We start from the raw sequence: 24173 nt of genomic DNA on the forward strand, positions 1-24173 counted from the left end.
TAACTCTTTGATATACAAAAGCCAGTCAATCAGGCTGGCTTTGCATAATCACATTTTTATCTAGAAATGATAGATGCCAAGTAAATTTATATTATGAAGCCCTTACAATATAGTTAAATGCTACGTTCCGAGGTCGGGTTTCATTAGCTGTTTTAGGGGTGTTCAGCCCAGGGTTATTCCAGCCCGTACTAGCTTTATAGGTTCTGATAAATGAATATGGAGCATCTATTGTAGATGCAAGTCCATTATTATTCCCAACAGGCATTCCATCACTTCGGAGATAAATTTTAGGTTGACTTCCGTCCGTCCACCCTCCATTACTATTTACTGTACCTATATATTTCATACTATCAGCAAATGCTGCATAAATATCTTTTTCTGTACTACCTAGCTCTACTCCAGCTAATCCCATTCCTGTTGGTAAGTTTAATGCGTGATCTTCAAATGCATAATTTTGAATACTCAGCAATGACCGCCCGCTATCAACCCCACGCCCATCATCCCAGCCACGAATAAACTCGCCCCTTAAATCGGGCAATTTCCCCGACGGATAAGCCAGCGCCAGCTTCGGATATTTTGCTGTATCAAAGGCCGCCCCATTGCATTTCAACCAGCCTTCAGGGGCGGTCTCTCCGGGCCACGGAACGGGCACCCCCACCGGTAACGCACTGCCCTCTCCCAAACCAAGGTTTGCGAGAGCCTGATTTTCCGTGCCATCGGCGGCGATATCGGCGAAGGGATTCTCGCGGCTCAGGCCGCGGGCGGCCAGGGCGGCAGCCAGTTTGTCTACCAGCGCGCTAACGTCTCCGTTATCGTTAATATCGCTGTCCGTCGCTTCGCTGATAAACTGGGTCAGCGCCGCCACGCCGGTGGTGGCCTGACGCAGCGCCTTATTTATCTCGGCCGACTTTGCAATGCCGGACTGAAAACCGGTCGAGAGTGCCGCCAAAGCCAGATACTCTTCCTGGCTTAGCACATTGGCGCCACCCGCGGTGGCAAAAGCCTTAAATTCATTCGTTGCCATTATTAACTCCAGTAACTTTTGTCATATCCCAGGACCGTATCGGTCTCCATATCAAACCCAAAGCGCGGCCGCGCCGGGTCGATAATATTCAGCGCTTTAATCCGTACCCCTGCCGCTTTTACATTGAGTTCGCCCGCCTTAATCACTGCAATCAGCTCGGCTGGCGTAGCGGCAATGCCATTAAGCGCAATGGCGTTAATGGTGATAGACATATCCAGGTTATCGATAATCTGCATTTCGATACCTGAACCGGCGAAAACCACCGACAGCAGGTCATCCAGTCCGGCGACCGAGCCATCCCAGCCGTTAATGGCGATTTGCGCCTTCAGTACCAGCCGGTAAACGTCATCGCTCAGTGAAGTAAACCCGGTTTCCGGGTCGTAAGGCCCGGCCCAGGTTCCCTGTTCCCAGCCCAGCCCCTCTTTATCAAAGGTGAAATAGACATCGGTAAGCGGGGTCTTGACCTGGCGCGATCGGCCGATCCACTGCCCCAGAATATCCAGTTGCTCCCCCCGGGCCTGGTCGATATCAAACTGGCGAACCAGGCCTGACAGCGTTATCGCGACATCGCCAAAAGGCCGGGTGATAAGGTCGATATGCCGGGGAAATCGGGTACGCGTAACGTGATAATTGGTGATCCGTTCAAGATACTTGCTCATGCGACCACCGTTATTTCGACATTCTCCATACTGCACTGGGCCGCTTCATTAAACAGAATTTCAATACTGGCGCTCGCCAGATCCTGCTCGCTTTTTCCTATCTCCAGTACGCGGATATCGTAATAACGGCTATCACCGCCGCTCATTACGCCCAGGTTGGCGGGGGAATAAAGCCGACTCAGCAGCAGCGACTCACCGATCCCCAAGCCGTTAATATAAGTCACCACCTGCTCTTTAATGGCCTCTGCGGTCTGGCTGCTGTAGCCCGGCAGAGCCGCCAGCTCAATGTGGACATAAATCGGCACCGCTACCGGACGAGAAAAGCGGATATTTTTCTGTTCGCCATAGCGCCCCATTACCGTCACCTGGGTCGTTCCCCAGGTGGAGGTTCCCTGATCTTTACGGCCTGCGATGGTTTGCGCAATTTGCGTTGCATCGCCGCCATCGACAATGCTACTTACCGAATGGGGCGGCAGGCCGTTATCGTCACTGATATCGCTGTCGTTTTCATAGATACGTACCCGACTCACGCCATCAATATTCAGCAGTGCGCCGTCCAGCCCGTCGGCCGTGGTTCGGGAAGCCAGCGCCGTACTGCGCGACTGACGCTGGCGCAGCTCGGCATCACTCTCTACCGCCTCGCCGGGCGTTGCCGCCAGAGGATTGGTAGCGCTGTACCAACCCCGGGTTGGCGTGGCTATCTGATTCAGCGCTCCGGCTCTGACCGGAACCGCGCCCGCTGTCTGGCAGGTTGCCGTAACCGTCATCGTTCCGGAAACCGGAATGGTGATACTGGCAGGCAGATCCCAGAGCTGGCCGTTTTCATCACGCAGACTGCCTGACGCGATTAGCGTGCCTACCTCTCCGGTCAGCACCACATCCACCGACGAGTAGCTGGCCCCTTTGCGGGCAATACCGTTAATTTTTACGTTGTTGCTCAACGCCCGACCGCTGGCGGTCACCGGCGAGAAGGCGTTATAAACCGCAATGGCGGCGTTATTGGCATCGTGAATACCCAGCGCATAAAGCGCCAGCATCTGGCCGTCTTTACTGTCTGGCTCCAGGTATGCGTCTTCACCGTAAATCTGCCGAAAATAGTCCGTCATACGGCTTAAAATGGTCGGGTAATCAGGCGCGCTGATCCCCGCCGGGGTGACCTCCGCCGCCAGCCCCAGTGTTTCAGGATTAAGAGCCATCATGCCTCACTTGTAACCGTTGTTTCCCCGTATCGGGTCTCGATCGTGGCCGTAAAGCGGACCCGGCGAGTGATAGAATTAAAGGTGGCGTCAAAGGCCGAAACCGCAGTGACGCCAGGGGTTTCCAGAATGCGCTGGCGGATGGCCATATCGCGCAGGCTGGGGTCATGACGCCCCAGTACCGTCTGCATCCACGGTGTTCCTTCCTGACTATCCAAAAACCACTGCCCATACCAGAGTTCAAAGCGGGTTTTTACCGCCTGAGCCACCGTTTCCGGCGAATCAATCAGCCAGGCGCCGTCCCCCTGACCAAAGGTGTAATCGCCGTGGCTGTCTTCACGTCTGTATCGCATTACTGCGGACCTCCCGTTGTTCCGCCGCCGCTCTGCACGCCGCCATGCTTATGGGTCATCTGGCTGATGCCGCCAGCGACCTGATCGTCGGTGGAGTGGATTTCGCCGTTAACCTGAAGCGGCCCGTTAATGGTGACCTGCGGGCTGGTCATGGTGATGGCACCGTCGGTCGCAATTTCGATAAAGGCGGCGCCGTCGTCAGTGCGCAGCTGCGCGCTGTCCTGGCTGATAGCGCCAATCTTTTCGCGCTGCGACATCGGCCCCACGATGGCGATAGCATCAGACAGATCGTGCATCCTGGGATCGACCGTCTCCTGAACCCCACCGTTCTGCCACCAGAAATCGATACAGCGATCGGCGAAGACCACCAGACATTCGTCCCCTTTGCCCACCGGGAAGGTCAGCGTACAACCGCCCCCGCGGGGAAAAACCACCGGCACATCCACCAGCAGCGGCAGCGCCACAGAAACGGTTTTGCCGTCGCTGGTGGTGCGCTGACCACGCAGCGCTGGCTGAACCTCGCAGGTCACCGTATCGGGATTAAAAGACTGAATAATGCCCGGTAGCGCGACCCGCAAACCGGCCTGCAGTTTTTTCATCATTGCGGCGGCGGTATATCCTTCGCCGCCGATAAGAGATTGCATTGCAACCGGCATGCTTCCTCCCATAAAAAAACCCGCCGTAGCGGGTGGTTATTCCAGATAGTCGTTATTGCGAAGACCAGCCCAGCGGTTGCTTATCGCCTTTCGCTTCACAGGTCATCTCCATATACCAGTCATTTCCCCGGGTATCTCCCTTATAGGTAATCGCCCGCACGATATATTCGCCCAGGCTATCAATTCCCGGCTTTGGTGATTCCGGTGCGGGTTGCGTTTTGTCCGGCAACTTACCGTCCAGCTTCATCGACGCTGGCAGCGGCGAGTAGATCTGCTTTTTAGTAAGCTTAATCAACGAATTCAGCTGAATATTAGGGTTAATCAGGCACTTTACGTTGATCTGCTCATTCAGCGTCAGCTGCGGCATACCCACCAGCCCGGATTCACCATTCAGTTCCACGACGTTATCGATATAGTTATCCACCGGCACCATTCGTAACTGTCCCTCGACCATCTGCCAGGTGGCCGAGCACATTTCAGCAACCAGATCCATCTGTTCACGCGCCGGTCGCATCATGACGCGACCACGGGGGTAAACCACCTCCGGCATTGCGCCTGTCACCCCCTGGGTAATTCCCCGGGTATTAAAGTCACGCATCATTAAGCGGTTAATATCGGCAACCGTATGCCCTCCGGCCAGAGTGGTTTCCGTGGTCATATCAATCCAGGCGCTATAATTCCCCGCCGCCTGTAGCTGAATCCAGGTGTCTTTCAGGTCATCCCTGCCCTTAACGGCAAAGCGAATCTCGCCGCTGAACAGCGTACCGTAGTTGTGATCCTCTTCGTTTTCGCCGCCTCCGTCATAGCCTGCGACAATCGTCATCTGGCTATACTCCTTTTTCATCAGGCGATTACAGAGATTATCCGACAGGTTCCAGATTTTTACGTCGGCGACCACCGGTGAAGAGTCGTTACGCCAGTCGATGCGAAAGGTCACCTTAAAGTCATTCAGTTCAATCTGCCCGTCATCCTTATCAAGCAGTTTCAGTTCGAAATGACGCATCCAGTTCTGGCTCATCATTTACTCCGTTACTATATAGAGACGGCTACGTACACCAGGATCGTCGATCCCCGGCGCTCCCAGCCCATCATCTTCACTCATCACCAGTAGCCCGAATCCGATATCCAGATACTCATACTGCCCCAGCAGGTTATAGCCATTGACCAGCGGCATACCGGTTAGCACCTCGTTACCGCTCTCACCCAGCAGGTCCAGGAACCAGGCGCTGTCACGCCACAGTAGCTGCAAACGCCAGCGACCATTGCCAGCCACCAGGTTAAAGCTCTGATTATCCGGCGTCAGCGGAATTTCACTTAATTGCATTAGCCAAACCCCCTCTCCGCCCGCGTACCGCCGATCTGAGTGACCAGTGCATTGTTGCTGACCGATACCGCGCTCTTATTGCCGGTATCGCGCTGCGCCGCGGTACTCTGCCTGTCGCGCATTCGGGACTTATCCTCCACAATTGTTTTGATCGCCCGAGAGATAAGCACCTCCTGAAATATCAGATCCGCTGACAGTACATTCTCGGTATCTTTGTCCGTGGTTACCGTCAGGGACTTCAGCAACATATTCTTATACAGGCGCTTACCTGTGTTGACCTCCAGCAGACAACGGGCACGCTGAAAACCCTGTAGCGTCTCATAGACCTGCTTTGGGCTTTGCCACGGCATGGAGACAACGCCAGTGGTGTCCCACAGGTCAAGCAGCGATCCACTACTGCCGAAACCCACTTTCATAGTGACCGAGCCGGGCTTACGCCAGGCGTGATCGGTGACACTGCCATACCCCTCTGCCGTGGGAACTTCAATCGGGTGGTCGGTGATTTCAAGCGTATCCGAATGGCTTTCACTTATTACCACGCTGGGTAATAGCAGGCTGGTCTCCTTATTCTTTGGCTGTATCAGGCTGATACTGCGCGTTTGCTGATTCAGAAGTGTAGAGAGAATATCCATCACGCTACCCCCGTTCGGTACTGTTCTGCCAGCCAGGTATTGACCCCCTGCTGGCGATCCGCGACCTCCAGCCCAGTCGCTCTGGGATCCGTCGCACCATAGATATTGATATGGGTCTCCTGTTGCAGATTCGGCGCGATCACTGCCGGACTTCCCGGCTCACGGATCTCCCCGGGCAGTGGCGCACGCCCCGGTTCTGGCCCCAGCGACGTATTCAGTTGCGCATAATGCTCACTGTTCAGAGCCGGGAAAGGGAATGCCGCGGAAAGTCCCTGTGCTCCACTCAGACGAATATCTCGCCCTCCGCTGGTTAACATCCGGGAATCCGCCGCCGCATCCGCCGACAAATCTCTCAGATGTTTAGTCTCATCAGAAGAGAGAAAAGTATCGCCCAGCACTTTCAGCGATCCTCTGATATCGCCATCAAACAAAAGATTCATCGCTCTAATGAGCCCATCCAGTTCATTAATCGAACGACGAACCCCCTCGATAATCCAGTCAAACACCTTCCTGGCGCTAAACCTGGAAACATCGATCCCCAACAGTTTATCGAACCACAAAAACAGTCGATTGATTCCGCTCCCCAGTGTGACAATGCCATTCATCAACGACATAAAACTCTGCTTCAGGCTGGCAACACTCTTCAGCGCGTAGTCAATACCTGGCGCCCAGCTTTCCCAGTCGATCAGGCTGTCGCCTCCGGCCCTCCATAACTGGAAGTCCTGATATAGCAGCGTGATAGCCGTTGCCAGCCCCAGAATCAGCCCCAGCGGCGAAGCCTGAAACGCCATATTCAACAACCACACCGCAGCAGCAGCGCCTCCCAGCGTTGCGATCAGATTTCGGGCCTCATCGTCCAACCCCTGCCACCAACCGATGACTTGCTCAATGGATGCCACGATATCCGCCATTGCGTTCACAACCAACGTAGCCAGAGTTCCGGCAACATCGGCCAGCTTGTCCACTACCGGCAAAACCATCGGCGCCTTTTGCACGATCAGGTCTACCGCGCGGTTCAGCGGCTCACTCAGCTGGCTGGTGAGCTGTACCGTAAAGCGTTGCTCAATACCGTCCCTCAGTAGCGTCATTCGCTGTATCGCATCCAGGTAGTCTTCCGCTCCCGACCCTGACGGTACGCCTTCCATGGCTCTCCCCGATACGTTCCGATACTCTGCGACCTTGCTTCCCGCTCCCAGGCTCATCGCTTCGCGAGCTTGCGAACTAATCCCAAACTGCTGAGCCAGTTTTTCAGCGCTTTCAGGCGCTAGCAGCGCCATCCGCTCGCTAAACGACTGGAATATCGTCAGGGCATCGCGCAGATTTCCCTGTCCGTCCAGCACGCTAACGCCCAGTGTCGCCAGTTGAGCCGTCTTAGCCGGCGACTGCACCAGACTTTCCTGCAACTGACGAAAAGCCGCTATCAGCGCCTGGGGGTCGCCACCACTTTGCTTCGCGGCATAGTTAAGCGCCTGCCACTGCGCAGGCGTGACATTCGCTTCACGCGCTTTCTGTCCCAGCTCGCCCAGCGAGCGGGCTGTTGCTGTAGTAAATTCGGTCAGTGTCAGCGGTGCCTGTGCAAGCGACAGCGCCACTTTTCCCAACCCACTTTCGAGCTGTTTAAACAGGCTCTTCAGGGTTCCGGTGGCCTCTACGGCGTCGCCGGAATCCTGAGTTTTCTCCTCGTTTTCAGCCATGTTGTTCCCTCCAGCGTGCAATACGCGCCTGGTTGTCCCCTTTCATGGCCAGATAGTCATTCATCAGCGCGATGTCACAGAGATCCACCGCGCCGTTTTTCAGATCCATCCAGCTAATATGAAAGACCTCTGCCGGGCGCAGAATGTAATCTTCCCCACCCGGCAGCGTGTCGAGAATCAGGCCGCTGGCTGGTCGGGCATCGCCGCGCCGGGGAGTTCTTGCAAAAAATTTCCCAGCGAATCGGCCACCACCCGGGCCACCAGTTGCAGCATGGTCATCAGGCAGATATCGTCAAACGCCAGTTCTCCCTGAGAAAACACCGGCACCCAGGCCTGCATATGCTGTCGGGAAACCACCCCCAGACAGGGGTGGATAATGGCATTGCAGTCCTCTTCACTCATGGTGCTGATGGCGTCGGCGATTTTTGGCAATAGCGCCGCCATGGCGCCCTCCTCCTGCTGACGGGACGTCTGAAAGTCAGTGAGCATCCCTGCCAGTACCGGCAGGAGCTTACGGGCCACTTTCAGTTGATCGAAGACGTTCAGTCGGGCAATACGGTAATTAGCTGCTTTAATCGCGATTTCCATCTATCAGAACTCCCCCAGCACCTGATCGATTTTGGCGCACTCAAATTCCCAGGAAACCGTGCCGCCTTCTTTGGCATTCGCATGGTCGGGCAGCTTTTTAAAGGCCACGCCGCGGGCGGTAGTGATGTCACCAGACGCGCTATTGCGGATCACAATCACGTTGTTGCCCCAGGTCGCTGAAGACTGGCTCTGAGCGTTATAAGCCAGAGAGAGTTTCTTATTGGCCGGCGAGGTCTGCTGAAGCTTCACGGTCACGGTGCCATGCTTGCTGGCGCGCATGCAGTGCATTACCTCACCATCTGCGCCAATCTTCATGCTGTTCTTCTCTTCCGCCATGGCGACGGTGATGCCCTCTTCAGACAGGCCGGAACCCGCACCGAGATCGATAATGCCAGTCGGCCCCGCGAAAGACGCGGTCACATCCATAAAAGAATAGGTGCTCATTAGTTTCTCCTTAACGTACTACGTTGATAGCGACATCGGCGTAATGCACGGCACCCGCCAGCTTGCAGGCCACCTGAATCAGCGGCGCTTTACGAGCCTCACGATCGGCCTGCGCCTGCTGGCTCAGCGGTTGAGCGTAAACGTAGTAGCCGCGAGTCAGGGTTTCACCCGCGCCCAGTTCACCGATATCGCCGCCGTTCCAGACGCCTGGCGCCACCAGGCCATTGCGAACCGCCTGATCCATTGACTGCTCAACGTTGCTCAGCAGGCGCGTAATTCCCGCCTCGGTCTGAGGAACCTTAGTGGTGCTGGTGTACAACAGGTTGTAAAGGTTGGTCTGTACATAATTCTGCAACCAGTCCAGGCCGTGGCGCTCATCGAAGAAGTCGCCATTGGCCATAACGCCCTGCTGTAGAATGGCGGTGTCATTGGCATAGAGCACAAAGACGTTCGCGTTTTTGGCATCCACTGCGCCAGCCTGATTGCTGCGCAGGGATTCATAAGTGACTCCCGGCTCCTGTTTAAATTTCAGGGTGATCGTGGTCTGGCTACCGGTAAAATCGACCGTGAAAGCGCGACCAAACGCAGAGATAGCCGCATACGGATTAGCGGACGAATACTGCAGGAAAGTACGAGCAAAGCCCGCCGCCTTCAGCTTCGATGCCAGATCGGTCGTATTGGTCGCGTCGAGGATCGCGGCGTCTGCCGAGGTGATTGCCAGAATACGACTGGGCGAAGCCGATTCGATTGCTGCCGCTACGGCCAGATAGTCCGCGTCGGAAACTGCTTCGCTGTCGGCAATCCCGATCCCATACCAGTTAGTGAACTGCAGGGCGGCATTAACCGCCTCCGGCAGCGTTTCGGCGCTGCCATTTTCTTCATCGTCCGGTGTTTTGGCCCAACGCCCCACATAGAGCTCGCGCGGCTGCGGAGACTGGGAGAAAAACGCCGTTGCCGCTGCATATTCCGGGCTTTCGATACCAAAATCTTCGCCGATATCGGCAGCCGATGTATAAAGGCGAACGCGCTCGCTGACCGGAATTACCGGCGTACTGCCCAGAATCAGCAGCGAGCCGAAGTTACGGCCCGATGCCGCACCGGGCGCCATAATGATGTCTACATTCACCACATCAGAAACAGGTAAACCCTGTGACATACTTTATTCTCCTGTAAAGAAAATGACGGGAGCCTGGGTCAGCGCCATAACGCCGTACTCGCGGGCCACCGTCCGGTAAAGGCGCAGCGTCAGGTCATAACGCTTTACCCATTGATTGTTGATCTGCTGCGAACTACCGGTCAGAGCACCGTGGCCGCCGAAGGCGAACCCCAGCGTCCGAAGTTCATCCTGGTTCTGGCTGACCAGCAGGCCATCCAGAAATCGGGTAGCAATGCCCTGCCCGTTAGGGCCGAAGAAAGAGAGCGCGCAGGTCAGGGTTTCATCCCGCCGTTGGGTTACCTGCTCTTCCCCCTGCCTGGAGAAGGCGGCGCTGGTGGCGCGGGCGATTTCGCTTACCGCGTATTCGCACCAGTTATCCCCCGGGGGGGCCGCCTCCTCCTCTTCCCGCCTGACTATGACCGCGTCTGGCACCAGCGCCGCTACGCCACCAATCCAGTCGGCCAGCAGCGCGTCCAGCGCGGCATCGTATTCGGGCTCTTCTGACCGGGGCGTCAGCCAGCCCGGCGTATTACTGCTGTTGCTCACATCACCTCCCCGGCGCCCTGCGCCGATGCATGCCCAATAAAAAAGGCCCCGAATCATCGGGGCCTTAGTTTGAGGATAAAGAGAGAAAAACGTGGTTTCCCCCTTTGTGGATATCCGTCGAAAATCAATAAATTGATTTTCCTTGTTTATTTTTCAGGTGCTTCTGGCCAAACCGGTTCGGCCCGGGTTCGCCATCGTCTCCTGCGTAGTGACGATAAATGGTTACGGCCGGCTGTCGGTCATGGCCTGCCAGGCCTGCTGGCAGGCGAGCCCGGCTGCGCGTCGCCGGTCAGCCTCTGCCGCCAGCTGTCGATTGCGTTCGACAGATTCCGCGAGCAGCCCGGTGAGCAAAACGACGGAACCGTCGGCTGTTGTGCCGCCTGTGGAAGCGGCGGCAGCCGGGCGCGACTGGCGCAGTCGTTCGAGCTCGCGGCGCAGCCGCTCAGCACCAGTGCGAGCAGCAGCGGCATCGCCCTGCAATGCGGAAAGTTGCTGTTGCGCATGTTGGGTGACCTGCTCAATTTCACGACGCCGCCGCGCCTCCAGCGCGCTAATCTGCGCCTGGCGGCGGGCGGCTTCCCGGGCATCCATGGCGTCACGCTGGCTCCAGCGCGCCTGCCAGCGGTTATCCGATAACCGTTTACCTGTCAGATAACCAGAACCGCACGCCAGAATTAACGTCAGACCGAAGCCCAACAGGCGCCAGTTCCTGAATAGAGCCATAATTAACGTCATGGGTTATCGCCCGATTATTTTTGGAATAAAAGCAAACGTAGTGTTAAATCACGCGTCGCCATTGTCAGTCGACATTATAATATCCAACTCATTTTCCGTGGTCTGACCGATTTCGTAATAATCTAAAAACCCCGCTGAATGTTGGTACAATGCCTGCGTGCCATAACTGTCATAGCCTACGTTTAATTTCTGAGTAAATGAAACGACTTGACCAGCCTGAGTTCCTCCCATGTTAGTGAATGCCAGAACATCTCTAATCCCCAAAAAGAAAATCTTAAATAGTATATCCGCCTCATAGTCCGGAGAATAAAGATCCAGAATTTTTGGCATCTCATTGACGTCCCACAGATACCCGGTAATGTCATGCTCATTTACCAGCCGGGTATAGTTTTCACCGAAGCAGCCATTAATATAATCAGCAAATTCTTTATTGCCTACCGTTGTGGCGCCTCCTGAATGAATTTTTACTTCAACATTGTCATTACTCAGCTGCGACTGTAAATAAATACCTAATACTGGTGCAACCATACCGCCAAAGCTATGACCACAAACGGTGAGTGACAGACCTTCCCCTTCTGCAGAGGTAAGTTGCTCCCTGATAAATTCAACAACGGTTTTCCCCAGGCCTGGTGAGTTATTACTACGGACATCCCAAATATCATCAAGAACCGTCCCCATTCCCCGGGTTATACAAACATCATCCCCAGCAGCTGGAATGTATTTATTAAGTTTGAAGTCAGGAACAAAATTAAAATCTTCCGCAGAATTTTTGACGCTCAGGGTAAACCGGATAGCCAATCGAAAATCACGGCTATCCTTTTTATTTCGCACCATATACAGCACATAATCATCCCGGTCATCACCATCATTATCATCATTACGGACAACCGCTGGCCCCCAGACCAGTTCAAAATCATCCTTTGTCGCCAAAGATAATTCCAAACTATTAACGATCTTATCATGCACATAAACCGGAGAACCACTGGTGTTATTAACGCCATTTCCGGCAATTACACAAAGGGCAAGGTTTTGTTTAATCGTAGATACATTCTCTGTCATGGTATACCTCTCTTGATTTAATTTAGCCATGTTATATGGCGATACAGATAAAACCAGGTTGGGTACTCCCCTTGCAGGCGCACAACTCGCTTTTGTGACGAAGACGGAAAGATAAAAGCCGCTATCTTTAAATACTAAATAAATAGACACCAGCCAGACTGATGGTATTGAAGTGATAAAAGTGCGACATGGTTTATTCCTTAATTCTCTCCGTGGCGACCATCAGTGCGGCGATTAAACAAAGCCAGTACCTTGTCGCGCACCTTTTCAGCGCCAACAAAACCAATGGTGGCGCCAACAAAAGTGACCGAATTGCCGGGCAAACCGAACAGCTCCAGCGATCCGGCTATCGCCAGGGTCAGAATCCCGCACGACAGCGCGCCGGTAACGGTTTTCACCACCGATTTGCCATCATAAATGCTCATCAGTGCGGAGATACTGCCTGCCGCCAGCGCGGCATACAGCGACGGAAGAAAATCCTCTATCCACTTCATAGTGTGTTCAAAAAGTTCGTAGATACTTTGCATATCGGCCCTTTTACCTGTAACGAATTACGCGGTAAGGAACAGCCTCCGTTCGGCCCGACGCCGTCTTTCCAGACCGGGCATAACCTGGCCTCCGGCGTGTACCCAGCGCAGGAACTGATCCGCGGCCCCCTGATAATCCCCATCGTTCAGTTTCTGAAGCAGCGTCGAGGTGGAAAAAGCCCGGGTGCCGATATTCCAGGCCAGACTCACCAGAGCGTCGAACTGATTCTGGGTAAGGCGCACCCGAATCAGCCGGTTCAGGGCCTGCTCATAGCTGACGATGCCGCAACGCAGCAGCTGTTCCGCCTTCTGTTTACTGATAACCATATCCGGATGCACCGCTACGCCGTCCACGGGCCGGGTCCATCCGTAGCCGATCGTCCATGGTGAACCGCCGGTAGCGGGATCCGGATACGCTTTCAGGCTGCAACCTTCAAAACGCTTAATCAGCGCCAGCCCGTTATCACTGATATTCATTAATCACTCCTGATTTTATTGGCCGGCAACCGAAAACAGCGGGAGTCATTAATGTGCAAATAAAAAAGGCCACCCGAAGGTAGCCTTTATATTTACAGCATAATAAAAAATGCAGCTCTTTTGTTTGTTACTCTGCGATTTTTACCAGACTAGCATCTGTTTTGCGGGCCGCGCAAGCCCTTATTTAATTACTTTATCGCAAAACAAAAAGGCGCCTTAATTAAATCCGAGAAGCGTCTGATTTGCGATTTTTATCAGGTTAGCACCGCTTTTGCGGGCCGCACAAGTCATTACAATAAATTATTTACAGCATAAAAAAGGACGCCATAGTGGGCATCCTTAAGCATAGAATTTGATTTTTATCAGGCTAGCACTCAATTTGCGGGCCGCGCAAGACATTATATTATCTTTTTTATAAGAAAAAAAGGCGCCCAACATGGCGCCTCATCAATATTTATTTCGACGATAGTCATCAGTCTGAATACTTTAATTCAGGGAAGTGATTTATATTTAAATCACTTTTATGCCAGCATTCTCATCCGCCGGGTATTCATTGCGGGAATCACTCGCTGAAGCTCCACTTCAGGGTCCATTTCCAGCCGAATATTAAGCATGCTCAGGCAGCCATCAATAAACCCTTCCGCCACCTGCATCTGCACCCGCACCGTTTTTTCATCCTGTTTAAGCATTTTCGCCAGCGTCCGTTTAGGAACGCCGTATACGTAATGTGCCATCAGGAGATCGTACTCTCCGCTCTGGCGGGTCTGGCGCAGCCTTGAGATACAGGCATCGATGGCCAGACCATCATCATCACTACAGTTGGGGCGGTTAGAACGCCGGGTTGCCACCAGACCTTTAAAGCCCGCCGCCACCGGCGACCAGTCCAGACCGCTGTTGTCTCTGGCGGCCCAGCCGCCCCAGCGTTCAAGTACCTGCTGAATATTGCGCATTATGTCCCCTCCACGTCAGAAAACCCTGTCCTACGCAGCGGTAACGCACCGCGTAAAATCCGCTTTCGTATAACCACAACTCGAAGATTATACGAAAACGCATAGACCGTCTACCCCTCCTCCCTTGAATTCCGCATTTTTCTATGCAATTATGCATTAAAGACATTAAGGAGGCGAGCAGGAGATGGGACAGGCCGCGGACATTCTGCAAAAAAACATAAAATACCTGATGGATAAATCCGGGGTAGCCAGCGTCAGCGAACTGGCCCGCCAGCTCAGAATGCAGCAATCCACGCTACACCGGATGCTGGCAGGCGAAGTCCGGGATCCGAAATACACCACGCTTAGCAATATCGCCGCCTTCTTTCAGGTATCCCCCATCGATCTTATCGAGCGCGATCTGCAACAGGAAGGGCCTAATAACGACTCACTGGCGCAACAGGCCTGGCAGTTCCACTCGCGAGGAGTTCCGGTACTGGGCAATACTCAACTGGGCCATGGCGGCTACTGGAGCGATATGGAATATCCGGTCGGCAGCGGTGACGGCTATCTGCGCTGGCCTTCCAGCGACGACGATGTCTATGCCCTGAAGTGCGTTGGGGATTCGATGATGCCGCGCATTAAAGAAGGAGAGTTCGTGATTATCGAACCCAACCACAGCTATCATCCGGGTGATGAGGTACTGGTAGTGACCCACGGCGGCGAAGTGATGGTGAAAACCTTTCTGTTCGAACGCGACGGCTACTACCACCTGCTGCCGGTCAATGAGGATCATGCACCGATCCGGCTGGCCAGCAGCGATGTGGCGAAGATCCAGTATGTGGCCGGTATTGCCAAATCCACGCTGTGGATGCCGTAACAATGCGTTAACGCATAAATCCCCTCTCCCTGGCGCTGGCATTCAGCGCCCGGCGGCGTATAATAGCCGCCCGTTTCAGCCGTAGAGAATTTGCCCCATGGCGCTGCTTATCACGAAAAAATGCATCAACTGCGATATGTGCGAGCCGGAGTGCCCGAACGAAGCGATTTCCATGGGGGAAAGTATCTATGAAATTAACAGCGATCGCTGTACCGAGTGCATCGGCCACTATGAGACGCCGACCTGCCAGAAGGTGTGTCCAATCCCCAATACCATTGTGAAGGACCCGGCGCACATCGAAGATGAGGAGCAGCTGTGGGATAAGTTTGTGCTGCTTCATCATGCAGATAAAATATCTATACCCTGAATAATTCGAGTTGCAGGACATATCCGCCACTGGCAGATATGAACCTGCTTCAGCACGGCCCCGAAGGGGGTGTGGCCCGGCAGGGCCACATAGCTGAGTACCGCCAACACACCTGCAGCTCGCAGTATGACGGGTATTAGCTTTCGATAATCACCGTCGCACAGGCATAGCGCCGTTCATCCGCCAGCGAAACATGTACCGCCGTCACACCCATCTGAATAGCCAGCGCCTGGGCTGCGCCGTGAAAGCGCAGCTGCGGTTTGCCCATCTCGTCGTTAAAGACTTCAAACTGAGCAAACGCCAGACCGTTGCGAATACCGGTACCAAATGCCTTGGCCGCCGCCTCTTTCACCGCGAAGCGTTTGGCGAGATAGCGCACCGGCTGCTGATGCGCCTGATACTGTGCCCACTCTCCATCGCTGAGCACTCTTCTCGCCAGCCGCTCTCCGGAACGCTCGATGACCGCCTCGATACGCGCGATTTCGACGATATCGGTACCAAGCCCCAGCACCGCCATTAGCCGCGCGCTTCCAGCATCAGGCGCTTCATTTCAGCCACGGCCTCATTCAGGCCGCTCATGACCGCCCGCCCGATAATCGAATGGCCGATATTCAGCTCGTGCATTTCCGGCAGCGCCGCAATGGGCTTCACGTTGTGGTAAGTCAGACCGTGGCCGGCGTTGACCCGAATGCCCTTCCGGGCGGCATAGCGAGCGGCGTGAGCGATGCGCTCCAGTTCCCTGGCCCGGGTTTCCTCATCAGGCGCGTCAGCATAAGCACCGGTGTGAATTTCAATATAAGGCGCCCCCGCCGCAACGGCCGCATCAATCTGCCGCTCTTCAGGGTCAATAAACAGAGAAACCTGAATACCGGCCCCGGCCAGACGACTGCAGGCCGCCCCCACTTTTTCGGCCTGGCCGGCTACGTCCAGACCGCCTTCGGTGGTCACCTCCTGACGCTTTTCCGGCACCAGGCAGCAGAAATGGGGGCGCAGTTCACAGGCGATAGCCACCATTTCATCAGTGACCGCCATCTCCAGGTTCATGCGGGTTTGAAGGGTCTGGCGCAGCAGACGCACGTCGCGGTCGGTGATATGACGACGATCTTCGCGCAGATGTACGGTGATTCCATCTGCCCCCGCCTGCTCGGCGATAAACGCCGCCTGAACCGGATCCGGATAGCAGGTACCACGCGCGTTGCGCAGCGTGGCGATATGGTCGATATTGACCCCTAACAGTAATTCAGCCATGAATTTACCTTACGTCGTCGCCTGACGGGACAGGCATAGAATCGATTTTCAGTGTCAGCAGTTTACACCGCGATATCGCTGCGGGCTACCAGGCTGTGTCCCTTAACCCCTCATGACGCTGGCGCTGAGCGAAAAGCCCGCCGGGGACACAGCCTACACCGCCGGCCGCTTTTTCGGCATAAACTGACGAAACAGTTCACGGCTCTTGAGCGGGCGCCCGCCCAAATAGGGCTTCAGCGCGATGCGGGTAAAGCGTTTGGCGGCCCTGAGGCTTTCAACATCGGGAAACTCCCGGGTCGCCAGCGCCCGCAGATCGCGGCCGGTAAAGCTGCTGTTATCGACAACCAGGCTGGCGATAAAGCCTTTCTCTTCACGATAGCGGTAGGTCATGGTATCGCTGACCTCTTCTCCGCTGCCCGCACAGTGCAGAAAATCTACGCCGTAACCCAAGTGGCCGAGCAGCGCCAGCTCAAAGCGGCGAAGCTGAGGCTCCGGCGAGCCGCTGCCCGCCGCCAGCGTCTGTATACAGTTCAGGTAATCGAAGAACAGTCCGGAGAAGCGCGTCTCCTGCTCCAGCACGCGAGAGACCAGCTCATTGATGTAGAGCGCGCTGTAGAGGTGGATGCCGGAGAGCGGCAGCGCAAGGGAAACCGCTTCAGCGCTGCGCAGGGTTTTGACATCCCCGCGACCGCCCCAGCGAACCAACAGAGGAGTAAAGGGCTGAAGCGCCCCTTTGAGGCTGGAACGGCGGGAACGGGCGCCTTTGGCGATAACCTTTACCCGCCCGGACTCTTCAGAGAAGAGATCGAGCATCAGGCTGGTTTCGCTCCAGGGGCGACTGTGCAAAACGAAAGCCCGCTGCCAGCCTTCCATCGCGATTTGCCTCAGAGATCGTCGATATAACCGAGACTGCGCAGCGCGCGCTCGTCATCGGCCCAGCCAGATTTAACCTTAACCCAGAGTTCAAGGTGAACTTTGGCTTCAAACATCTCTTCCATATCTTTACGGGCTTCAATACCGATGGTTTTGATCTTACTGCCTTTATTACCGATCACCATCTTCTTCTGCCCTTCGCGCTCTACCAGGATCAGGCCGTTGATATCGTAGCCACCGCGCTCGTTGGTGACGAAACGTTCGATCTCCACGGTGACCGAATAGGGCAGTTCAGCCCCCAGGAAACGCATCAGCTTCTCGCGGATAATCTCCGACGCCATAAAGCGCTGGGAACGATCGGTGATGTAATCTTCCGGGAAGTGGTGAATCGCTTCCGGCAAATGCTTACGCACGATACCGGCGATAGTATCCACGTTCATACCCGTTTCGGCCGAGATGGGCACGATATCCAGGAAGTTCATCTGGCTGCCCAGGAACTGCAGGTGTGGCAGAAGCTCCGATTTCTCAGTGACGTTATCCACCTTATTGACCGCCAGGATCACCGGCGCTTTGCCGTCGCGCAGCTTGTTCAACACCATTTCGTCGTCAGCGGTCCAGCGGGTGCCTTCCACCACGAAGACAACCAGTTCAACATCGCCGATGGAGCTGCTGGCGGCGCGGTTCATCAGCCGGTTAATCGCCCGCTTCTCTTCCATATGCAGGCCCGGGGTGTCAACGTAAATAGCCTGATACGCTCCTTCCGTATGGATGCCGACAATACGGTGGCGGGTGGTCTGCGCCTTGCGTGAAGTGATGGAGATTTTCTGCCCCAGCAGCTTATTTAGCAGCGTCGATTTGCCCACATTGGGTCGACCGACGATGGCGACAAACCCACAATAACTTTTTTCGCTCATTCAAGCTCCAGCTTCTTCAGCGCCTGTTCAGCGGCTGCCTGCTCCGCTTTGCGGCGGCTGGATCCGGTTCCGACAACCGGCTCGCTCAGGCCACTCACCTGACAATGGATGGTAAATTCCTGGTCGTGCGCTTCGCCGCGCACCTGAACCACCAGGTAAGAGGGCAGCGGCAGATGACGCCCCTGCAGGAACTCCTGCAGCCGCGTCTTGGGATCTTTCTGCTTATCCCCCGGACTAATCTCGTCAAGGCGTTTCTGGTACCACTCAAGGATTAACCGTTCGACGGTCTGAATATCGCTATCCAGGAACACGCCGCCAATCAGCGCTTCCACGGTGTCCGCCAGGATCGATTCACGGCGGAAACCGCCGCTTTTCAGCTCACCCGGCCCCAGGCGCAGACATTCGCCCAGCTCGAATTCCCGGGCGATCTCCGCCAGCGTGTTACCGCGCACCAGGGTGGCGCGCATGCGGCTCATATCACCTTCATCAACGCGCGGGAAACGGTGATACAGCGCATTGGCAATAACGAAACTCAGAATGGAGTCACCCAGAAACTCCAGACGCTCATTGTGCTTGCTGCTGGCGCTACGGTGAGTCAGCGCCTGCTGCAACAGCTCATGATGTTGAAAAGTGTAGCCCAGTTTACGCTGGAGCCTGTTTATTACGATGGGGTTCATGTGATACCAGTTTATGGATGCGTCAACAATTCAGCACACCAAACCGCGCTGAAGAAAACAGAACGTTTTGGTGTGCCGCGGCCCCCTTTCGGGGGCCGCACCTGAAAATCCGGGGAAATATTCTATACGTAACGACAGGGGATGTCGTTATTTGATTTTAATGAATTCCGCCAATACGACTTAAGCGGACACCGGTTGGCCATTCGCCCTGCTGTTTTTCGAAACTCATCCAGATAGCGACGGCTTTCCCCACCAGATTTTTCTCGGGAACGAAACCCCAGTAACGGCTGTCTTCGCTGTTATCGCGGTTGTCACCCATCATGAAGTACTGACCCGGTGGCACTATCCAGGTTCCCGCGCTCTGACCTGGCTCGCGGTAGTATGCGCCTGGCTGATCCTGAGCGATAGGCACCATCAGGATGCGATGCGTGACATCCCCCAGAGACTCCTGACGTTCCAGCAGACGGGTAGCGCCCGCTTTGGTTTCGTCTTTCGGCACCGGCCAGAAACCGCTGCTGCGCTGACCAAAGGTCTGCATAAATTCGGCAGGCTCCACGCCGCTGTAAACCACCGGTACCTGCTTGTCGCAGGCCTGGCCGGAACTGCAGTTCGGCGCAACGCTTACTTCTTTCGCCAGCGGGTCGTAGCTGACGCGATCGCCTGGCAGCCCCACCACGCGCTTAATGTAGTCCACGGAAGGATTGCGCGGATATTTAAACACCACGATATCGCCGCGTTTTGGGTGGCCGGTTTCAATCAGCGTCTTCTGGAACAGCGGATCTTTAATGCCGTAAGAGAACTTCTCGACCAGAATAAAATCGCCCACCAGCAGCGTCGGCATCATCGAACCGGATGGAATCTGGAACGGCTCATAAATAAATGAACGCACCACCAACACCACCGCCAGCACCGGGAAGATAGACGCCCCGGTTTCCAGCCAGCCAGGCTTTGCCCCCACCTTTTTCAGCGCTTTTTTATCCAGCGGTTCTGTCACCGCAGCCTGCGCCGCTTCCTGCTGTGCCCGACGCTTTGGCGCGAAGACAAATTTGTCAAGGCACCATAATAATCCCGTGATTAACGTGGCGACCACGAGGATCAGGGCAAACATATTCGCCATGCCAACTCCTTTAAAGGTTTATTTGCCGTCTTTACCTACGTGCAGAATGGCGAGGAACGCTTCCTGCGGCAGCTCGACGTTTCCAACCTGCTTCATACGCTTCTTACCTTCTTTCTGCTTCTGCAGCAGTTTCTTCTTACGGCTGACGTCGCCGCCGTAACATTTCGCCAGCACGTTTTTACGCAGCTGTTTTACCGTTGAACGGGCGATAATATGATTGCCGATGGCGGCCTGAATCGCGATATCGAACTGCTGGCGCGGAATCAGCTCTTTCATCTTTTCCACCAGATCGCGGCCGCGGTACGGCGCGTTATCACGGTGGGTGATCATCGCCAGCGCATCGACGCGCTCACCGTTAATCAGCACGTCGACGCGCACCATATCGGAAGCCTGGAAACGCTTGAAGTTATAGTCCAGTGACGCATAACCGCGGGAGGTGGACTTCAAACGGTCAAAGAAGTCGAGTACGACTTCCGCCATCGGGATTTCATAAGTCAGCGCCACCTGGTTACCGTGGTAGACCATATTGGTCTGCACGCCGCGCTTCTCGATACACAGCGTGATCACGTTGCCCAGATAGTCCTTCGGCATCAGCATGTGGCACTCCGCGATAGGCTCGCGCAACTCCTCGATGTTGTTGACCGCTGGCAGCTTGGAAGGACTGTCGACGTAAAGCGTTTCCCCGCCAGTAGTTTCCACTTCGTACACGACCGTCGGCGCGGTGGTGATCAGATCCAGGTCATATTCGCGCTCAAGACGCTCCTGGATTATCTCCATATGCAGCAGGCCGAGGAAACCGCAGCGGAAGCCAAAGCCCAGCGCGCTGGAGCTTTCCGGCTCGTAAAACAAAGAGGCGTCGTTCAGACTCAGCTTGCCCAGCGCGTCGCGGAAGGCTTCATAGTCATCGGAGCTGACCGGGAACAGGCCCGCGTAGACCTGAGGCTTCACCTTCTTAAAGCCAGGCAGCGCTTTATCAGCCGGGGCGCGGGCGCCGGTCAGGGTATCCCCCACCGGGGCGCCCAGGATATCTTTAATGGCGCAGACCAGCCAGCCCACCTCGCCGCACTTCAGTTCAGAGCGATCGACGCGTTTCGGGGTGAAGATGCCCAGGCGATCGGCGTTATACACCTGACCGGTGCTCATTACCTTAATTTTGTCGCCTTTGCGCAGGGTGCCGTTTTTCACACGCACCAGCGACACCACCCCCAGGTAGTTATCGAACCAGGAATCGATGATAAGCGCCTGTAACGGCGCATCCGGGTCGCCTTCCGGCGGCGGAATATCGCGCACCAGACGCTCCAGCACCTCCTGTACGCCAACGCCTGTCTTGGCCGAACAGCGTACTGCATCGCTGGCGTCGATACCGACGATATCTTCAATCTCTTCGGCTACCCGCTCTGGATCGGCGGCTGGCAGGTCAATTTTATTGAGTACCGGCACCACTTCCAGATCCATTTCAATGGCGGTATAGCAATTCGCCAGGGTCTGGGCTTCCACCCCTTGCCCGGCATCCACCACCAGTAGCGCCCCTTCGCAGGCGGCCAGAGAACGAGAAACCTCGTAAGAGAAGTCCACGTGGCCCGGGGTGTCGATAAAGTTAAGCTGATAAGTTTCGCCGTCGGCGGCTTTATAGTCGAGCGTCACGCTCTGCGCTTTGATGGTAATGCCGCGCTCACGCTCCAGCTCCATGGAGTCAAGCACCTGGGCCGCCATTTCACGGTCGGTAAGACCACCGCAAATCTGGATGATACGGTCAGACAGCGTCGACTTGCCGTGGTCGATGTGAGCGATGATTGAAAAGTTGCGTATATTCTTCATATCTGGAGATTTTATGCCTTACTTATGCCTCAAGGGCGCCGCGCTTTGCGCTATTCTGGGCCAGGGAGCCTGCAGCCTAATTGTGCCGGAAATGCCGCATTCTACACTACAACCAGAAAGCGGGGAAACTGCATGTCTGACCGACACCCTGAGAATAAAGGAGGGATATCAAAGAAGAGCGGCGGCGTCTATTTGTGTTCCGCGGCGGGAGAGGTATCGACGCGCAGCGCATCCGGTGCCAGCCCCACGCTCAAAATCACCGGCTGCCATGACTGGCGGCGGCTAAAACGCGGCGACAGCCCCCTGGCCATCAGAAAGCCGCCCACACCGCCCAACAGAGCGCCGCATACTGCGGCCAGATCGGTGCCGAATAGTCCCTGAAACAGCGCTGCCATCAGGAACAAGCCAGCCAGCGGCGTCATATAGACCAGGACAGCAGAACCAAGCAGGCTGCTTTCCGCTATGCCCAGCTCTACTTTTTGTCCGACAGTTAACGGCTCACGGCAGGGTACGGCGATGGTATGTTCAGTCCGGGGGCCCAGCTTGTTAAGCACCCGACTGCCACAGCCGGCGCGGGAAGCGCAGCTGCTACAGGAGGATTTCACGTCGCAGCTTACCAGCGCTTCACCGTTCTGCCACGACACCACGGTCGCCCACTCTTTAATCATTGCGCATTATCCAGTTTTACATTATCAAGGACTCGCTTCGCGGTCTGGGGCGGCAGTTCACCGACCACGGTGATCTCCATTCCGTTGCGCAGTTCAGTGCTAACTGTACGCCGCCCGGTGCGTAGCACCCGATCGCCGTTGTTGCCCGAGCCGCGACTGACGTTAACCGAAAAGCTGAACAGTCCATCCGAATAAAGGCGTGATTCTACCGGTACGCCAACGCCCGGCAAAGGGCGTTGGCTGCTGGAAACCAGGCGGAAGCCCTGAGGCAGCCAGGAAGGCGCCCAGTTAAAGGTCGATTTCTTACTGTCCGGCATGGAAAGCAGCGGCGGCAGATTCGCCTGAGTCAGTTCCGCCATCCCCTGCCCTATCTGGCTGTCCACGGTCATAGAAATAACCCGGAACTGCTCCAGGGTTTCCCCGTCTCTGTCGAGCAGATCAACGCGCATCGGCAGTTTAGTTTCAGAATCGAGCCAGACGATATAGCTGTATCGGGTGCCGTCGCGCGCCACAACGCGAATCACTTCGCACAGGCGATCGGCAATACGCGTTTTTCCGACCGAGATAAAGTCGTAGTACGCCGCCAGTTTACGGAAATCGCTATAGGCGATAGAGGGAAGCGAATCAACGATATAATCGCCAGTCAGGGTAAAGGGTTCCAGCCCTGGTTCAAAATAGCTGATCTCGTCACCGCGTTGCAGTACTTCCCGACGCGGGCCATCAAGTTGCAGCAACTGCGCAAGCGGCTTGTTATTCAGTCGGGCATGACGGTAGCGTAACGACTCTACGCCCTGGGCGTTAATACTGATAAACGAGAGTTCATAGTCAAGGGACTGGCTCGCCAGGTTCATCTGCTGTAACAACGCCCCGGACGAGGTATCCGCCGAGGCGTTGGAGTAGAACAGACAGCCAGCGACCAGAGAAAGAGCACACCAAAGCTGCTTCATTACTGGGACTGGCTTCCTAATGATTGATTACCGGGAACCTGCAGCGCGGCCTGCTGGTGCTGCGACTGATCGAAGTGGAGCTGCTCGGCGTGTAAACGACGCTGCAGTTCATAGTCCTGGAGCATAGCGTTAATACGACGACGCTGCTCCTGGAGCTGCTGTTGCTGGCCGCCCTGAGTGCTGACCTCATTCCCGGAAGGAACGCCGAGGCTGACAGGACTGGCCTTACCCATCATCGGCAGCGTATTGAACGCCGGCGCTTCCGACTGGCCATCGCTGTCGGTGGAAGGCGAGTTATACTGCTGAACACCGACGATGACGGCCAGCGACACACAAGCAGCCACGCCGATCTGCGTGATATGGGAAGCCCAGGGACGCATCTTTTTCCAGAATGACATTCTTTGCCACTGATGCGGCGCAGGCTGTGACTCTTCAATAGAGGGAGTTGCTCGGTGAACAGGTTCATTGGCAATGGCAGCCATCACGCCAGCAGAAATATCGATGTTAAGGATATCTTTGCTGGTATCGCCGCGCATGGTATCGCGGATCAGGTGATAGCTCTGCCAGGTTTCTTGCAGTCTTTCATCGCCGGAGATATTGTTCAGCAACTCGCTGTCCAGCATCTCCCCATCCATCAGAGCGGAAAGTTGTTCTTTCTGCATGCC

The 24173-nt window shown here is 55.4% G+C and carries 31 protein-coding genes; 2 read left to right on the plus strand and 29 right to left on the minus strand.

Annotated elements, in window-relative coordinates:
* Positions 1 to 91 precede the first annotated feature (91 nt).
* From V3W49_RS16730 to V3W49_RS16820, 19 genes are all read right to left on the minus strand, one after another.
* Positions 92 to 1024 (minus strand): phage tail protein, encoded by a 933-nt coding sequence (locus tag V3W49_RS16730; protein WP_500146996.1) that lies wholly within the window; start codon positions 1022 to 1024, stop codon positions 92 to 94.
* 2 nt (positions 1025 to 1026) lie between these two features.
* Positions 1027 to 1683: a baseplate wedge 1 family protein gene (locus V3W49_RS16735; protein ID WP_500146998.1), complete on the minus strand. Its 657-nt coding sequence runs from the start codon at positions 1681 to 1683 to the stop codon at positions 1027 to 1029.
* Positions 1680 to 2879, minus strand: coding sequence for a baseplate J/gp47 family protein (locus V3W49_RS16740; protein ID WP_500147049.1), 1200 nt, complete (start codon positions 2877 to 2879; stop codon positions 1680 to 1682). Before V3W49_RS16740 ends, V3W49_RS16735 begins: the two co-directional genes overlap by 4 nt.
* The gene (locus V3W49_RS16745) at positions 2879 to 3232 is read right to left on the minus strand and encodes a contractile injection system sheath initiator (RefSeq protein ID WP_500146999.1); all 354 of its coding nucleotides are present in this window, start codon (positions 3230 to 3232) and stop codon (positions 2879 to 2881) included. The genes V3W49_RS16740 and V3W49_RS16745 overlap by 1 nt, the downstream gene beginning before the upstream one ends.
* The gene (locus V3W49_RS16750) at positions 3232 to 3888 is read right to left on the minus strand and encodes a Gp138 family membrane-puncturing spike protein (RefSeq protein ID WP_500147000.1); all 657 of its coding nucleotides are present in this window, start codon (positions 3886 to 3888) and stop codon (positions 3232 to 3234) included. The genes V3W49_RS16745 and V3W49_RS16750 overlap by 1 nt, the downstream gene beginning before the upstream one ends.
* A 52-nt stretch (positions 3889 to 3940) precedes the next feature.
* On the minus strand, positions 3941 to 4909 hold the full coding sequence (locus V3W49_RS16755; RefSeq protein WP_500147002.1) for a hypothetical protein: 969 nt from the start codon (positions 4907 to 4909) through the stop codon (positions 3941 to 3943).
* Entirely contained in the window at positions 4910 to 5212 is a 303-nt protein-coding gene (locus tag V3W49_RS16760; RefSeq protein WP_500147004.1) for a phage baseplate plug family protein, read from the minus strand.
* Positions 5212 to 5844 carry a phage baseplate protein gene (locus V3W49_RS16765; protein WP_500147051.1) on the minus strand — a complete coding sequence of 211 codons (633 nt, stop codon included), beginning with the start codon at positions 5842 to 5844 and terminating at the stop codon, positions 5212 to 5214. The genes V3W49_RS16760 and V3W49_RS16765 overlap by 1 nt, the downstream gene beginning before the upstream one ends.
* On the minus strand, positions 5844 to 7538 hold the full coding sequence (locus V3W49_RS16770) for a hypothetical protein (RefSeq protein WP_500147006.1): 1695 nt from the start codon (positions 7536 to 7538) through the stop codon (positions 5844 to 5846). The genes V3W49_RS16765 and V3W49_RS16770 overlap by 1 nt, the downstream gene beginning before the upstream one ends.
* Positions 7531 to 7647, minus strand: a complete 117-nt coding sequence (locus tag V3W49_RS16775; protein WP_431810042.1) for a DUF6889 family protein — start codon at positions 7645 to 7647, stop codon at positions 7531 to 7533. The genes V3W49_RS16770 and V3W49_RS16775 overlap by 8 nt, the downstream gene beginning before the upstream one ends.
* A gap of 68 nt (positions 7648 to 7715) precedes the next feature.
* Positions 7716 to 8126, minus strand: a complete 411-nt coding sequence (locus V3W49_RS16780; protein WP_500147007.1) for a phage tail assembly chaperone — start codon at positions 8124 to 8126, stop codon at positions 7716 to 7718.
* Between the two features lie 3 nt (positions 8127 to 8129).
* The gene (locus V3W49_RS16785) at positions 8130 to 8570 is read right to left on the minus strand and encodes a phage structural protein (protein ID WP_500147008.1); all 441 of its coding nucleotides are present in this window, start codon (positions 8568 to 8570) and stop codon (positions 8130 to 8132) included.
* Between the two features lie 10 nt (positions 8571 to 8580).
* On the minus strand, positions 8581 to 9726 hold the full coding sequence (locus V3W49_RS16790; protein ID WP_500147009.1) for a DUF3383 family protein: 1146 nt from the start codon (positions 9724 to 9726) through the stop codon (positions 8581 to 8583).
* A gap of 3 nt (positions 9727 to 9729) precedes the next feature.
* A complete protein-coding gene (locus V3W49_RS16795) occupies positions 9730 to 10272 on the minus strand; it encodes a phage neck terminator protein (RefSeq protein WP_500147010.1) in 543 nt (180 codons plus the stop codon).
* Between the two features lie 222 nt (positions 10273 to 10494).
* On the minus strand, positions 10495 to 10995 hold the full coding sequence (locus V3W49_RS16800; protein WP_500147011.1) for a DUF2514 family protein: 501 nt from the start codon (positions 10993 to 10995) through the stop codon (positions 10495 to 10497).
* Positions 10996 to 11055: 60 nt separating this feature from the next.
* The gene (locus tag V3W49_RS16805) at positions 11056 to 12216 is read right to left on the minus strand and encodes a lipase family protein (RefSeq protein ID WP_500147012.1); all 1161 of its coding nucleotides are present in this window, start codon (positions 12214 to 12216) and stop codon (positions 11056 to 11058) included.
* Positions 12217 to 12266: 50 nt separating this feature from the next.
* A complete protein-coding gene (locus V3W49_RS16810; RefSeq protein ID WP_500147013.1) occupies positions 12267 to 12593 on the minus strand; it encodes a phage holin, lambda family in 327 nt (108 codons plus the stop codon).
* A 24-nt stretch (positions 12594 to 12617) separates the two neighbouring features.
* A complete protein-coding gene (locus V3W49_RS16815) occupies positions 12618 to 13070 on the minus strand; it encodes a lysozyme (RefSeq protein ID WP_500147014.1) in 453 nt (150 codons plus the stop codon).
* A 521-nt stretch (positions 13071 to 13591) separates the two neighbouring features.
* Positions 13592 to 14020 carry an antiterminator Q family protein gene (locus V3W49_RS16820; protein WP_500147016.1) on the minus strand — a complete coding sequence of 143 codons (429 nt, stop codon included), beginning with the start codon at positions 14018 to 14020 and terminating at the stop codon, positions 13592 to 13594.
* Positions 14021 to 14204: 184 nt separating this feature from the next.
* On the opposite strand from V3W49_RS16820, the gene V3W49_RS16825 reads away from it, so the two are divergent.
* Both V3W49_RS16825 and V3W49_RS16830 read left to right on the plus strand, forming a co-directional pair.
* Positions 14205 to 14879: a S24 family peptidase gene (locus V3W49_RS16825; RefSeq protein WP_500147017.1), complete on the plus strand. Its 675-nt coding sequence runs from the start codon at positions 14205 to 14207 to the stop codon at positions 14877 to 14879.
* 97 nt (positions 14880 to 14976) lie between these two features.
* Positions 14977 to 15246, plus strand: a complete 270-nt coding sequence (locus V3W49_RS16830; protein WP_500147019.1) for a YfhL family 4Fe-4S dicluster ferredoxin — start codon at positions 14977 to 14979, stop codon at positions 15244 to 15246.
* A gap of 136 nt (positions 15247 to 15382) precedes the next feature.
* On the opposite strand, the gene acpS is transcribed toward V3W49_RS16830, so the two are convergent.
* The 10 genes from acpS to rseA all read right to left on the minus strand — a co-directional run bounded on the left by acpS (position 15383) and on the right by rseA (position 24170).
* On the minus strand, positions 15383 to 15763 hold the full coding sequence (gene acpS, locus V3W49_RS16835) for a holo-ACP synthase (protein WP_500147020.1): 381 nt from the start codon (positions 15761 to 15763) through the stop codon (positions 15383 to 15385).
* Positions 15763 to 16494 (minus strand): pyridoxine 5'-phosphate synthase, encoded by a 732-nt coding sequence (gene pdxJ / locus V3W49_RS16840; RefSeq protein WP_500147021.1) that lies wholly within the window; start codon positions 16492 to 16494, stop codon positions 15763 to 15765. Before pdxJ ends, acpS begins: the two co-directional genes overlap by 1 nt.
* A 153-nt stretch (positions 16495 to 16647) precedes the next feature.
* On the minus strand, positions 16648 to 17367 hold the full coding sequence (gene recO / locus V3W49_RS16845; protein ID WP_500147022.1) for a DNA repair protein RecO: 720 nt from the start codon (positions 17365 to 17367) through the stop codon (positions 16648 to 16650).
* Between the two features lie 11 nt (positions 17368 to 17378).
* Positions 17379 to 18281 carry a GTPase Era gene (gene era, locus V3W49_RS16850; RefSeq protein WP_500147024.1) on the minus strand — a complete coding sequence of 301 codons (903 nt, stop codon included), beginning with the start codon at positions 18279 to 18281 and terminating at the stop codon, positions 17379 to 17381.
* Positions 18278 to 18958 (minus strand): ribonuclease III, encoded by a 681-nt coding sequence (gene rnc, locus V3W49_RS16855; RefSeq protein WP_500147026.1) that lies wholly within the window; start codon positions 18956 to 18958, stop codon positions 18278 to 18280. Before rnc ends, era begins: the two co-directional genes overlap by 4 nt.
* 157 nt (positions 18959 to 19115) lie before the next feature.
* The gene (gene lepB, locus V3W49_RS16860; RefSeq protein WP_500147028.1) at positions 19116 to 20075 is read right to left on the minus strand and encodes a signal peptidase I; all 960 of its coding nucleotides are present in this window, start codon (positions 20073 to 20075) and stop codon (positions 19116 to 19118) included.
* Between the two features lie 18 nt (positions 20076 to 20093).
* Positions 20094 to 21893, minus strand: coding sequence for a translation elongation factor 4 (gene lepA, locus V3W49_RS16865; RefSeq protein WP_500147029.1), 1800 nt, complete (start codon positions 21891 to 21893; stop codon positions 20094 to 20096).
* A gap of 188 nt (positions 21894 to 22081) precedes the next feature.
* Complete coding sequence (gene rseC / locus V3W49_RS16870) at positions 22082 to 22561, minus strand: SoxR-reducing system protein RseC (protein ID WP_500147030.1); 480 nt, start codon at positions 22559 to 22561, stop codon at positions 22082 to 22084.
* On the minus strand, positions 22558 to 23508 hold the full coding sequence (gene rseB / locus V3W49_RS16875) for a sigma-E factor regulatory protein RseB (protein WP_500147031.1): 951 nt from the start codon (positions 23506 to 23508) through the stop codon (positions 22558 to 22560). Before rseB ends, rseC begins: the two co-directional genes overlap by 4 nt.
* The gene (rseA, locus tag V3W49_RS16880) at positions 23508 to 24170 is read right to left on the minus strand and encodes an anti-sigma-E factor RseA (protein ID WP_500147032.1); all 663 of its coding nucleotides are present in this window, start codon (positions 24168 to 24170) and stop codon (positions 23508 to 23510) included. The genes rseB and rseA overlap by 1 nt, the downstream gene beginning before the upstream one ends.
* Between the last annotated feature and the right edge of the window lie 3 nt (positions 24171 to 24173).

Source organism: Rosenbergiella sp. YN46 (genome assembly GCF_036620675.1).
Lineage (GTDB): Bacteria > Pseudomonadota > Gammaproteobacteria > Enterobacterales > Enterobacteriaceae > Jejubacter.